The sequence below is a fragment of the Brevundimonas bacteroides DSM 4726 genome, from assembly GCF_000701445.1.
Lineage (GTDB): Bacteria > Pseudomonadota > Alphaproteobacteria > Caulobacterales > Caulobacteraceae > Brevundimonas > Brevundimonas bacteroides.
The window spans coordinates 22083-35076 of the sequence record NZ_JNIX01000003.1; the positions used below are offsets into that span (position 1 = coordinate 22083).

The window sequence follows — 12994 nt, forward strand, 5'->3', positions numbered from 1 at the left end:
CGGCGTCATGCCACCTGACCGCGCGGCCTGCGCCACGCGACGGCGACGGCAGGGGAGTTGGCTTCATGGCGGGATCGAAGGCGACGGCTGCGGCGATCCGGGCGCATCTGCCCATGGACGAGCGCCTCGAGCAGCCGCGTCACCTCAACGCCCTGTTCCGACACATGGGCCAATGGCGCAGCACCGTGCTGGGCAGCGTCTTTGTCCGTCATCACGGCCTGACCATCTATGGCGGTCTGTTCAAGGGCATAGAGTACCTGGACCACTCCACCGAGGGCTGTCTGCTGCCCCGGCTGCTGGGCTGCTATGAGCAGGAGCTGCATGACGACCTGCGGGCCTTCGCGGAGGAGGGGCTGGACGCCGTCGTCGATATCGGCTGCGCGGAAGGCTACTACGCCGTGGGTCTGGCCCGGCTGATGCCCGACGTCACCGTTCACGCCTACGACACCGACGCCAAGGCTCGCGAGAGCTGCAGGGGTCTGGCGGCGAAGAATGGCGTCGCCGACCGCGTCCACATCGGCGAGACCTTCACCGGCGACATGTTCGAGACCTTCGCTGATCGCCGCACGCTGGTGATGATCGACACCGAAGGGTTCGAGGAGGAGATCATGCGCCCCGATCAATGGCCGGCGCTGGCCCGGCTGGCGATCGTCATGGAGACCCATCCGGAAAAGCATCCCGACATCGTCGCGACCATGCTGGCGCGCTTCACCGCCACCCATGACATCCAGCTGCGGTCGACCGGGCCGCGCGTTTCGGACCTGCCCGGCTGGCTGCTGGAGCTGCCGCATCTGGATCAGCTGATTGCGACTTGGGAGTTCCGGGCGACACAGACGCCGTGGTTCGTCATGCGGCCCAAGGGCTGGAGCGCGGCGGCTTGAACGGTCCGAACTTCGCCCTCTACTACGCTGGCGACGCCTATTCGACGGCGGCCAAGATCATGGGCCGTCAGAGCGCCGGCAAGGCACTGATGAAGGGTGTGGCGCGCCGCTGGCCCGACGGGGAGATCCACGGCTTCGGCGCCAACCGCGCCTCGGGTACGGCGATGGCCCAGCAGCTGAAGCGCGACGGGCACACGGGCACGGTCCGGTGGCGGCCGATACCAGGCGACGCAGTGCTGGAGCAGCTGGGCGCCGTCTACTATCCAGCCCCGATGACGCTGGACCTGGCGCATGCGCGCAACACCCGGGGTCCGACGGCCTACAGCCTCTTCGGGGTGACCCACACCCTGTCCTCCGAGGCCGGCATGGACAGCCTGTCGCGGCTGATCCTCGCGCCGTTCCAGCCCTGGGACGGACTGATCTGCACCTCCAGCGTCGCCCTGTCGGTCGCTCAACGGCTGCAGGCCGAGATGCGCGAATGGCAGATCGAGCACATCGGCGCGACCCGCTTCAACACGCCGTCGATGAAGGTCATCCCGCTGGGAGTCGATGCCCCGTCCTGCGCCCGCACGCCGGAGCAGATCGCGACGGCCCGCGCCGCGCTTGGCGTCGGGGCCGACGAGGTCGTCTTCCTGTTCGCCGGACGACTGATCTTCCACGGCAAGGCCAATCCGGCGATCTACTATCGCGCCGTCGAGGCGGCGCAGGCGCGGGTCGGCCACCCGATCGTCTGCATCGAGGCGGGCGTCTGGCCCAACGAAAAGGTGGCCGAGGGTTACCGTAAGGCCCGCGCCGAGCTGGCCCCGTCGGTCCGCTTCATCGAGGTCGATGGCGCCGACAGCGTCGCCTATGACCACGCCTGGAAGGCCGCGGATGTCTTCACCAGCCTGTCGGACAATATCCAGGAGACCTTCGGTCTGACCCCGGTCGAGGCGATGGCGGCGGGACTGCCCAATCTCGTCAGCGACTGGAACGGCTACAAGGACACGGTACGCGACGGCGTCGACGGCTTCCGCCTGCCGACCTTCACACCCGGCCCCGGCTCTGGCGCGGGGGTTGACCTGGCGCTGCGCCACGTGACCGGCGGCGACACCTATGACTTCTTCATCGGCCGGGCGAGCATGGCGACCGTCGTGGCGTTCGAGCCTCTGGTCCAGCGCATTATCGAACTGGCGTCGGATCCTGATCTGCGCCGCCGTATGGGCGAGGCCGGGCGTGCGCGGGCCGTCGCGGACTTGGACTGGCCTGTGATCCTGGATCGCTACTGTGATTTCGCGGCCGAGTTGGGAGAGCTCCGAAGGACGGCGGCGAGTCTGCGCAAGCGGCCCCCCATCGCCTTCCCGATCCGACCCGACCCCTTCGATCTGTTCCAGGACTATCCGACCAACCACGTCGGCGAGGAATGGAAGATTCAAGCTCAGCCGCTCGACGAACGAGGCCTCGACAGGTTCCTGGACCTGCATATGGTTCGTTATGTCGTCGACGATCAGGTGCTGCCCGAGGCCACGATCCGGGCCGTCCACGCCGAGGCGGCCAAGGGCGGCCAGACCGTGGCGTCGCTGCTGAACGCCGTTGGCCGAACGCCGGGCAGCTGGAAGGCGTTGATGTGGCTGATGAAGCTCGACATCGTGCGGGCCGCGCCTTGACGCTGCACTTGTCGCCGGAGGTTCAGAAGAAGGTCCGCGAGGCCTTCGACGCCGACTTCTATCTGGCGGCCAACAAGGACGTGCGCGAGGCCGGGATCGACCCCTTTCTGCACTTCCTGACCTATGGCGCTGAGGAGGGCCGCGATCCTCGCCCCGACTTCTCGATGAAGCGGTATCTGGCGCTCCATCTGGACGTAGGCGAGGCGGGGATGGACCCCTTCGTCCACTGGGTCACCGACGGGCGCGCCGAGGGACGGGCCACCGACCACGGCCTGGGCTATCAGTACGAAGTGCTGTGGGCCGAAAAGCCGCTGGAGGAGCGGATGCGGTCGATGCGCCTGGCCCTGCCTGACCGAGCCCCCGATCCGCCTGAACGGCTGAATGACGCCTTGGGGGCGGTGGGCCAACGACACGGTTTTCACGTCACCGTCAGCCATGACGACTTCGGCTCCGGCGTCGGCGGGGTTCAACTGTGCATCCGGCTCGAAGCCGAAGCCCAGCGACGCAAGGACCTGACGCACATCCATCTGTTCCCGAGCGCCACCGCGGTGGTGGTCGATATCGAGCGCGAGCGGCCGACGCTGGGCGTGGTCGTCGACGGCGTCTTCGCCGGACATCACGCGCATGACACCGTCGCGGCGATCCTGGCCCCGGTCATGGCCGGACAGGCGAACGTCTTCGCCATACACAGCCTGATCGGCCATGCGGCAGAGCCCCTGTCGGGCCTGTTGGCCAGGCTCGGCATGACGTCGGGCTTTTTCTGGCTGCACGACTACGCCAGCCTGTGCGCAGGCTATGCGTTGATGCGCGACGACGTAGCCTTCTGCGGCGCGCCGTCTCCGGACAGCACCGCCTGCGAAGTCTGCAGCTACGGCCGTCGTCGGCGCGTTCAGTTGCCGACACATGTCGAGCTTTTTCAGCGCTTCGCCCTGACCGCCGTCGCTCCCTCGCAAGTGGCGCTGAGCCTTTGGCGCTCGCGTTTCCCGGTTCGGGCAGCGGCCGAAGTGGTGCATCCCCACGCCCGGCTGGAGCCCCGCGCCGACCAGCCCGCGCCCAAGGTCTCTGCGCGCAAACGCCCGCTCCGGATCGGCTTCCTCGGCATGCCGGCGCTGCACAAGGGCTGGCCGATCTTCGCCGATCTGGTCGCCCGGTTCGGCCGAGATTCTCGTTACGAGTTCCATCACCTGTCGGCGGTGCGGGAGCCGCGCGTGGTCGCGCGCTTCACCAAGGTCGTCCCCACGCCGGCGGCGCCCCAACCCATGATCCCGGCCATCGAGAAACTCGATCTCGATGTCGCCCTGATCTGGTCTCTTTGGCCTGAGACCTTCTGCATCGCCGCCCACGAGGCCGCGGCGGCGGGCGCGGCCGTACTGACCGGACCGGCCTCCGGCAACGTCGCCGCCTTTGTCGCGGGCGATGCCTCGCGCGGAACCGTGCTCGGCAGCGAAGCCGCCCTGTTCGACCTTTTCGCGTCAGGCGCGGTCGGCGGGTTGTCCCGCGTCAACCGCAAGCCGATCCTGTCCGACCTGATCTTCAGCGGGATGGTCGCGGACCTGACGGCGGAGGCGGCCGCGTGAGGGTGCTCGTCTTCTCCAGCTTCACCTTCGCCTATCTGGACCGGGCGCGCGTCCTGTTCGGCACGCTGAAGAAGCACCATCCGGATTGGGAGCGCGTCGCGGTCATCACCGACCGACCGCCGCCGGGCATCGCCTTCGACCCTTCGGCCGAGCCGTTCGACCGAATCGTCTGGTTCGAGGATCTGAACATCCCTCGCGGCGAGGGCTGGCTGTTTGGTCACGACATCGTCGAGGCCTGCACGGCCGTCAAAGGCCCTTTCCTGCATCAGGCTTGCGAGGCCGACGCGGCCGATATCGTCATCTACCTCGATCCGGACACGGCGCTGTTGAACGACCTGTCGCCGCTGGTCGAGGCGCTGCAGTCCCACGATGGCCTCCTGACGCCGCACCTGCTGGAGCCCGAGGACGAGCTTCAGGCCCTGTTGGACAACGAACTGGCGACCCTGCGGACCGGCATCTTCAACCTGGGCTTCGTCGCCATCCGCACGACTGGCCAGGGCGCGCGCTTCGCCCGGTGGTGGAACGACCGGCTGCTGGCCTTCTGTCACGACGACATCCCCCAGGGCCTGTTCGTCGATCAGCGCTGGTGCGACCACGTCCCGGCCTTCTTCGACCGGTTCCACGTCCTGCGCGACCCCGGCTACAACGTCGCCAGCTGGAACCTGTCCAAGCGCAAGGTCGCCATCGGCCAGGACGGCCAGATCACGGTCAACGGCAGCCCCCTGCGGTTCTGGCACTTCACCAAGCTGGGCCCGACCGGCGACACCATGACCCGCCGCTACGCCGGGACGAACTTCGAGGTCCACGAGATCTGGAACTGGTACAAACGCCTCATCGCCGAGGCCCACGATCCGCGCATCCCGCCCCGCTGGTGGGCCTTCGGCACGTTCGACGATGGGATGCCGATCAGGAAGGACTGGCGCGTCCTCTATCGCGGCCGGGCCGACCTGCAGGCGGCCTTCCCCGACCCTTTCCGGACGGGTCCGAACACCTACCACGCCTGGCTGCAGGGCGAGGGTCTGTTGACCCCCCCGACGTCCGTCGCCTAACCCTCTGAGGTGAGGAAGGAGCCGATGATGGCCGTCAGAACCAAGACCGCCAGCGCGCGTCCGTCGGCGACGACGACGCGGACCGCCCTGGTCGTCGCGGGCATGCATCGCAGCGGCACCTCGGCCATGGCGCGGCTGCTGTCGCTGGCGGGCGGGGCGCTTCCCGGCAACATCATCCAGCCCGGCCCTGACAACCCCACAGGCTTCTGGGAACCCGCCGACATGGTGGGGCTGAACGACCGCATCCTGGCGTCGGTCGGGTCGCGCTGGGACGACGTCTTCGGGCATCGCGTCAGTCCGGCGGTCTGGGAGCGCCGCGCCGACTTCATCGACGAGGCCCGCGCCTTCGTCGCTGACGGTTACGCCGATGCCTCCGCCGCCGTGCTGAAGGACCCGCGCGCATCTCTGATCATCCGCTTTTGGGACGAGGCCCTGAAGGCCGAGGGCCGCAGACCCGTCTATGTCATCATGGTGCGCCACCCGCTGGAGGTCGCGGCCTCCATCATGGCGCGCGGCGATGCATCGGAGGCCGCCGCCGTCATGGCCTGGGCCGCTTATATGTTGTCGGTCGAGAGGGACACGCGCGGCCTGTCTCGGCTGTTCGTCGACTACGACGACCTGCTGACCGACTGGCGCGCTGTGCTGGCAAGGGTGCAGGCGGCGTCCGCCGACGCCCTGCCGCCGCTGAAGCCCAAGGCGCAATCCGAGATCGACGGCTTCCTGTCGCCAGACCAGCGGCACCACCGCGCGGGCGAGGCCGATCTGGCGGCACGCGGCGACTTGTGGTCCGGAGCGCTCACCACCCTGTCTTGGATGCGGGCCGCGGCCAAGGGCGTCGAACCGGACGCGACCCAACTGGATGACGCGGTGGTGGAGCTGGAGCGGCTGGCCCGGCTGGTCTCGCCCGCGCTACGTGATCTGCGCGCCGAGGCGGACTCGGTTCCGGCCATGCGGCAGGAGATCGCCGACCTGCGAAAGGAAAACGCGGCTCTGCGCGACCTGGCCAACCAGTTTCACGCCGAGGCCGATCACAGCGGCCGCCATTGGGAAGCGTCGCGCCACATGGTGGCCCATTTGACCAGCGAACTGACCGGCGCACGCGAGGAGGCGGAGCTGTTCCGCACGGAAGTCGAGGGCGTGTTGAGCCTGCGCCACGAAATCGGCCTGGCCGAGACCCGCGCCATTCGTCAGCAAGTGCAGAACCGCGAACTGGTCGAGGCGCTGGAGACCGAGCGCAAGCTAGTCGCGCGGCTGCGCACCGAAGCCGACGAGGCCCGCGCCCGTCTGAACGCGCTGGAGGCCGAGATCGCCGACGCCCGCCGGCTGCGCGACGAGGCGGTGAGCGCCGCCGTTGAGGTCGAGGCGGAGCGTCGCCGGGAGGCCGAGGACCGGCTGGCGGGGCTAGAGACCCGGCTGGCCGAGCAGGCCGCAATCCTGGAGGATCGGGAGCAGGCTCTCGAGGAGTCGCGGGAGCGCGAGACCGACCTCGGTCGACGGCTGGCGGCGGTTGAGGCGCAGATGGCGCGCATGACCGACAGCGCCAGCTGGAAGGCCACCCGGCCGCTGCGCGTCGCGGCCAAGCGGATCAAGGCTCTGACGAAGGGCCGACCGTGACCTACTACAGCAACGCCAATCCCGATCTTCTGGCCAAAATTCCGGTCACGGCCAAGCGCGTGCTGGAAATCGGCTGCGGCACCGGCGGCTTCGCCCGCGCCTATCGCGACATCAATCCGGCGGCGGAATACTGGGGCGTCGAGCTGTTCGCCGAGGCGGCGGAAGAAGCCAAGACGGTGCTGAACGAAGTCGTGCTCGGCAGCATCGAGGATGCGACGGTGCTGGCCGAACTCGACGCCCGCCGAGGCGATCGCAGGTTCGACGTCCTGATCTTCGGCGACGTGCTGGAGCATCTGCTCGACCCCTGGTCGGTGCTGAAGACCCTGCGGGAGCGGATGGAGCCGGGGGCCGTCTGCGCCGTCTGCATCCCCAATGTCGGCCACTGGAGCCTGGTGAGGGAACAGCTTTTGGGCCGCTGGAACTACGCCGATGCCGGCCTGCTGGACCGGACGCACCTGCGCTTCTTCAGCCGCGACACCGCCGTCGACATGCTGGCCCAGGCCGGGTGGAGCCCGCTGGACGCCGACCCGCGCGTCCTGTGGCCCGAGAAGACCGAGGCGGCCATCAAGGCCCTGACGCCGGCGGCGCTGGCGTTCGGCGGCGACGCGGCAAAGGCCAAGCGGGATCTCTCGGCCTTTCAGTGGGTTCTGCGCGGCGTGAATGGGCCGCTGCCGCCCCGCATCGCCATTGCGGCCTTGGGGTTGAAGAAGGTTGGCGGCGTCACCGACGCCCGTGTCGATCACCCGTTGGCCGCGCTGGCCAGCCTTCCGTCGGTGCGCGCCACCTGGGGGGCCGGCACCGTCGTCTTGCCGGGCGGCGCCGATCCCGGCGTCTTCATCCTTCACCGCTCCTTCCTCGCCGACGCGCCGATGATCGCCCACGTCGAGGGTCTGGCGAAGAAGGGCTGGACCATCGTCTCCGACATCGACGACGATCCGCACCACTGGCCCGGCTATGTGAACTCCGACTTCCGCGCGTTTCGCGGGGTTCACGCCGTGACCGTCTCGACCGAACCGCTCGCCGAGATGATCCGGCAGTGGAACCCCAACGTCGCCGTCTTCCCCAATCAGGCCTTCCGCCTGCCCGAGACCCCACCCCCCACGCCCAAGGGTGGGGCCCGTATGCGCGTCTTCTTCGGGGCCCTGAACCGCGAGGACGACTGGGCCGCCGTGCGCGACCAGATCATGGAGTTGGCGCAGGCCTACGCTGATCGCATCGAATGGGTCGTGGTCCACGATCAGACCTTCTTCGACGCTCTGCCCGCCGGGGCGTCCAAGACCTTCCACCCCACCCTGCCGCACGCCCGCTTCATGGCGGTGCTGGCGCAATGCGACATCGCGCTCCTGCCGCTCTCCGACACGCCTTTCAATCGGCTGAAATCGGATCTGAAGCTGGTCGAATGCGCCTCGGCCGGGGTCGTGCCGATCTGTTCACGGATCATCTATGACGTCGATCCGGCCCACGGCGACTTCGCCGTCTTCGCCGACACGCCGCAGCAATGGAAGGACGCCCTGCTGGCCCTGCTCGCCTCGCCCGACGAGGTGAAGCGTCGCCGTGATCTGGGCCGCGCCCACGCCTCGACCCGCCGCATGCACGCCTTCGCCACACCGGCGCGCGAGGCCTTCTATCGCGACCTGGTCGCGCGCCGCGACGATCTGGAGCGCGCGCGGCAGGCGCGGATCGCGGCCATGACCGCCCCCTCTCCCGTCACCGCCTGAGCGAGCGTCCCTGCATGGCCAAACTCAATCTCGGCTGCGGCTTCGACAAGCGTGAGGGCTGGATCAACGCCGACGGCTTCAAGGAATGCGAGCCCGACGTCCTGATGGACATCGAGACCTTCCCCTGGCCGTTCGAGGACGATCAGTTCGACCACGTCCTGATGAAGCATGTGCTGGAACACGTCGGCGCGACCTTGGCCGACTTCCGCGCCGTCATGCGCGAGCTCTATCGCGTGCTGAAGCCGGGCGGCGTCCTGGAGATTCATGTGCCCCACTTCCGGCACGACACCTACTGGTCAGATCCGACCCATGTGCGGGCGTTCACGCCTCTGACCTTCGAGATGATGTCCAAGGCCAAGAACGACGACTGGATCGCTCGGCGCGCCAACTACACTATGCTGGCCTATGCGCTGGGCGTCGATTTTGAGGTCGTCAGCATGGTCCAGGTCTACGACAATGCCTGGGTCGAGAAGGAGCGCCAGGGCGAGATCGACCGCGCGGGCCTGCGCAAGGCCGCCAACGAAATCTGGAACGTGGTCAAGGAACTGCACATCCAGGTGCGCGCTGTGAAGCCGTGGAGTGGTCCGGCGGCCTAAGGGGCCGCCTAATCCGGCCGCCAGTCCAGGATGCCGGCCTTGGCCATCCACATCAGGCTGAGCATCAGCCGCTTGCGCCGCTCGACCGGAAACGCCTGAAGCAGGGCGCGTACCGTGGCGTCGCCGCGTTCGCCCAAGATCGTCAGGACACGGAGCTCCTCGTCTGGCGTTGCCCGCCGCTTGGAGGCGAACTGATCGAGCTCGACCCCGGCCGCCCGTTCCAGGTCCGCCTGACCGGCGTCCGGCGCGATCGACAGCCGGTCGTCGAAACCCAGCACGCGGCTGGCGAAACCCGCGAAGTCCCGAAACGGATCGCCTTTCAGAGGGTGCGGCTTGCGCGGCCGTTCGGGGGCGGCCATGCGAATGGCCGAGAGCTCTTCGGCCAGGGCGACGTAGTGAGGGGCTACCACGCGCCAATCGAACGTCTCGGCGATGCGTCGGCGCCCCGCCTCGCCCTGGCGGCGACGCAACTCCGGCGATCGGATCAAGGCGGCCAGGGCCTCGGCGCCGCGTCCGACATGCACCGCCGTGTGCTGGGCGATGGTCCCGACGTAGCTTTGGTAGGAGGTGATGCCGAGGCCATGACTGGTCGTCGGCTCCTGCAGCAGGTCATGGGCCGGCGCTCCGAGAGTGGGGACCAGCGTCCCCTCCACTCCATCCCGCACCGTGTAGCGATAGCCGTCCCAGTCCGACACGATGACCGGTAGTCCGGCCGCCATCGCCTCCAGCGGCGTGATGCCGAAGGTTTCCTGGATGTTGTCGACCAGCGAGATGAACACGTCCGACGCCGCCCACATCTCCTTCACCAGCCCCGGATCGTTGCCGTCCAGCAGGTGCAGCGCCACATCGGGCGCATAGGCGGCGGCGGCTTCCCGATAGCGTGTCTCGTCCTCATCCTTGCCGGGAAACCAGCCGACCATGGCGAAGTGGACCCGCGCGCCCGTCGCCTTCGCCGCCGCCTGCACCGCCCGGAACATCGGCTGGGGAAAGGCCTTCTCGAAGAAGGACAACCGGCCGACCCACAGGACGACGATGTCACCCTCGGCCACGCCCATTGCCGCCCGACGCGCCTTGCGCACATCCGGCCGGTCCGCGGCCTGGGTGAAGAGGTCGCCATAGACACCGAGCGGCAACAGCGGCAACTGGGGCCGCGGCGGCGCGCGCCCGCCGAAGCGGTCGGCCAGATAGGCCTCCCACTCGTCGAACATCTGGACCATGGCCGACTGGATGGACGGACTGGTGCAGATCACCGCGTCCCAGGGATGCACCGGCCCGATCGAGGCCATGGCGATCTCCTGGCGCATGGCCGGAGGCGCGATGGTGTGGATCAACCCCATCAGGCTGTAGGCCGTCTCACCCACCACATAGCGGCGCACCCAGGCCAGCTCATCGATCTTGGGCCCGCCGCGCAGGACCGCGCCGGCGTCCCGCGCGCGCGCCTGATTGATCACCAGCGTGGCCTGAATGTCAGTCACCCCGCCCTGCGGCCCCAGCAGCCCGTCGCGGATCTGCTCGCCCGTGACCTCGACGTGGGTCAGGACGTCCAGTCGGTCCAGACCGCCGTGGCGCGCGACCGCCTGGAACAGCTCGACGTTGGCGACCTGCATGCCGAAGACGTTCGATCCCCGTCCGGCCCGGCCGGCGGGGTGGTAGACGGCCATGCGCCTCATCGGCCGAACAGCCGCCAGCCCCGCGGACGCGGGGCCTCTTCCACGACCGGAGCGTCAGGGTCGAGGTCCCGGCTCCAGCGAATGTCGCGCCGCATCACCCGGGCCGGGGCCCCGCCGACGATGCAGTGGGGCGGGACTTCGCCCGACACGATCGAACCCGCCGCTGTGACCGACCCCGTGCCGATCCGCGCGCCCTTCATCACCATGGTGCGCAGACCCAGCCAGACATGGTCGCCGATCTCGACTGCGCGCCCGGCGTTGATGCGCGCGCCGGTCGTTCGATCGTGGATCGGATGGATGTCGCTGACCGACACATAGACCTGCGACGAGATCATGCAGTCCTCGCCGATCCTCAGGGTCAGCGGCTCGTGCAGTTGCAGGCTTCCCTGCACCATCGTCGTCGTCGCCCCGACGATCAGGGTCGCGCGATCCGTGATCAGGTTGGAAAATCCGTGCAGCCAGCAATCCCGGCCGATCGAGATGCGGTTGCCGTTGCCGCGCACCACGATCGTCATGCCCAGCCGTGCGCCCTCGGCGATCTCGACGACGTTGTCATCGCCCTCGATCTGGATCGAGGCGTCCGACCGGCGGCCGATGTCGGGCACCGTCGCCCCGAACCCGGCGGGCGCATAGCGCTCGACCAGCACGCCGGAGGCCAGCTGGACCCGGTTGCCGGTCCCCACCACCTCGATGCGCCCCGTCAGCGTCGCGTCGGGAGCCAGATCGACGACATTGCCCTCGCCTCGCGTAGAGACGCCCGCCTCGAACGGCACGACATCGGGATCGAATGCGGGGGATCTGCGGCTCGCCATCGCCGCCGACACTATCGACCGCGGCTCCATCCGCCAACGCTTCCACGGCCGCACGGTTGACCCGCCCGTTTCATCCGTCACAAGACAGGGTGCGCCGAGCCGGGCGCGATCATCGGAAGACCGCCTTGGCCGCCAAGCGCATCCTGTTCATCCATCAGAACTTTCCGGGCCAGTTTCCCCACATCGCCGACGCCTGCGTGAAGGCCGGATACAAGGTCGCCGCGGTCGCCGGACCGACCGGAAAGAACCGGCCGGGGATCGACGTCCGCCGCTGGAAGCTGTCGCGCGGCTCGACGCCCGGCATCTTCGAGCCGGCCACGCGGGCCGAGGCAGACCTCCTTCGCGCCGACGCCGCCGCGCATCTCGCGGCCCAGTTCAAGGCCGATGGCTTCGTCCCGGACCTGATCATCGGCCACCCCGGCTGGGGTGAGACGATCCACATGCACGAGGTCTTCCCCGGCGTGCCGATCATCCTGTTTGGAGAGTTCTTCTACAAGTCCCGCGGCGCCGACGTGGGCTTCGACCTGGAGTTCGAGAACCGCTCCTTCCCGGATTTCCTGCGCTCCAGCGCCAAGAACATCGGCATGGCGGGAGCCTGTTCAACAGCTGACGTGATTGTCTGCCCAACGCCGTTCCAGGCCTCGACGCACCCAAGAGCCTTCCAGCCCATGATCCGCGTGTTCCACGAGGGCGTGGACATGTCGAAGTCCTCGAAAAAGCCGGGCGCGCGGCTGAAGATGCCCAACGGGACGATGCTGGACGGGTCGACGCCGGTCATCACCTTCATCAATCGCAATTTCGAGCGGCTGAGGGGCTTTCACATCTTCATGCGCGCCCTGCCCGAGCTGCTGGCGGCGCGGCCGGACGCCCACGTCATCGTCATCGGGGGCGAGGGCACGGGCTATGGTGGCCAGTTGCCGGATGGCCAGACCTGGAAGGGCAAGATGCTGGCCGAGGTCGGCGATCGGCTGGATCTGAACCGGGTGCATTTCACTGGCAAGGTCGACCACGCCATGATGGTGCAGGCCCTGTCGATGTCCTGGGCCCATGTCTATTACACCTATCCCTTCGTCCTCTCCTGGTCGCTGGTCGAGGCGATGGCCTGCGAGTGCCTGATCCTGGGGTCGGACACCGGGCCGGTGCGGGATGCGATCACCTCGGGCGAGGAGGGCTTGCTGCTCGACTTCTTCGACGTTCCCGCCCTGTCGCGGGCCATGATCGACGCTTGCGAGAACCCCGACCGCTATCAGGCGATGCGCAAAGCGGCGCGGGAGAAGGCGCTGAGGCTGTTCGACCGCGAGACCGTCGGGGTGCCAAAATGGATGGCGCTGGTCGAGGAGATGATCGGGCCGGCCTGAGGCAAGCTATGCCGCACTTGTGATCGCCAGGGGACGAAAACGGCGATTCGGACGGGGATTGGCCTTTCACAGC

At 68.3% G+C, this 12994-nt stretch carries 10 protein-coding genes; 8 read left to right on the forward strand and 2 right to left on the reverse strand.

Annotation, left to right across the window (positions count from 1 at the left end):
* Window positions 1-65: 65 nt before the first annotated feature.
* The 7 genes from Q333_RS0101205 to Q333_RS0101235 are packed head-to-tail and all read left to right on the forward strand — an operon-like array spanning window position 66 to window position 9081.
* Window positions 66-881, forward strand: coding sequence for a methyltransferase (locus tag Q333_RS0101205; RefSeq protein ID WP_029414923.1), 816 nt, complete (start codon window positions 66-68; stop codon window positions 879-881).
* On the forward strand, window positions 839-2527 hold the full coding sequence (locus Q333_RS16785; RefSeq protein WP_051651033.1) for a glycosyltransferase family 4 protein: 1689 nt from the start codon (window positions 839-841) through the stop codon (window positions 2525-2527). Before Q333_RS0101205 ends, Q333_RS16785 begins: the two co-directional genes overlap by 43 nt.
* Complete coding sequence (locus Q333_RS16790; protein WP_051651034.1) at window positions 2524-4104, forward strand: glycosyltransferase family protein; 1581 nt, start codon at window positions 2524-2526, stop codon at window positions 4102-4104. The genes Q333_RS16785 and Q333_RS16790 overlap by 4 nt, the downstream gene beginning before the upstream one ends.
* Window positions 4101-5153, forward strand: coding sequence for a hypothetical protein (locus tag Q333_RS0101220; RefSeq protein ID WP_029414926.1), 1053 nt, complete (start codon window positions 4101-4103; stop codon window positions 5151-5153). Before Q333_RS16790 ends, Q333_RS0101220 begins: the two co-directional genes overlap by 4 nt.
* Window positions 5154-5180: 27 nt before the next feature.
* The gene (locus Q333_RS0101225; protein WP_157072323.1) at window positions 5181-6767 is read left to right on the forward strand and encodes a hypothetical protein; all 1587 of its coding nucleotides are present in this window, start codon (window positions 5181-5183) and stop codon (window positions 6765-6767) included.
* The gene (locus Q333_RS0101230) at window positions 6764-8485 is read left to right on the forward strand and encodes a methyltransferase domain-containing protein (protein WP_029414928.1); all 1722 of its coding nucleotides are present in this window, start codon (window positions 6764-6766) and stop codon (window positions 8483-8485) included. Before Q333_RS0101225 ends, Q333_RS0101230 begins: the two co-directional genes overlap by 4 nt.
* A 14-nt stretch (window positions 8486-8499) precedes the next feature.
* A complete protein-coding gene (locus Q333_RS0101235; RefSeq protein WP_029414929.1) occupies window positions 8500-9081 on the forward strand; it encodes a class I SAM-dependent methyltransferase in 582 nt (193 codons plus the stop codon).
* Window positions 9082-9089: 8 nt separating this feature from the next.
* On the opposite strand, the gene Q333_RS0101240 is transcribed toward Q333_RS0101235, so the two are convergent.
* Window positions 9090-10742, reverse strand: coding sequence for a glycosyltransferase family 4 protein (locus tag Q333_RS0101240; RefSeq protein WP_211249675.1), 1653 nt, complete (start codon window positions 10740-10742; stop codon window positions 9090-9092).
* 5 nt (window positions 10743-10747) lie between these two features.
* Window positions 10748-11593, reverse strand: a complete 846-nt coding sequence (locus Q333_RS16795) for an acyltransferase (protein WP_051651035.1) — start codon at window positions 11591-11593, stop codon at window positions 10748-10750.
* A 95-nt stretch (window positions 11594-11688) separates the two neighbouring features.
* On the opposite strand from Q333_RS16795, the gene Q333_RS0101250 reads away from it, so the two are divergent.
* Window positions 11689-12921, forward strand: a complete 1233-nt coding sequence (locus Q333_RS0101250) for a glycosyltransferase (protein WP_029414932.1) — start codon at window positions 11689-11691, stop codon at window positions 12919-12921.
* Window positions 12922-12994: the final 73 nt, after the last annotated feature.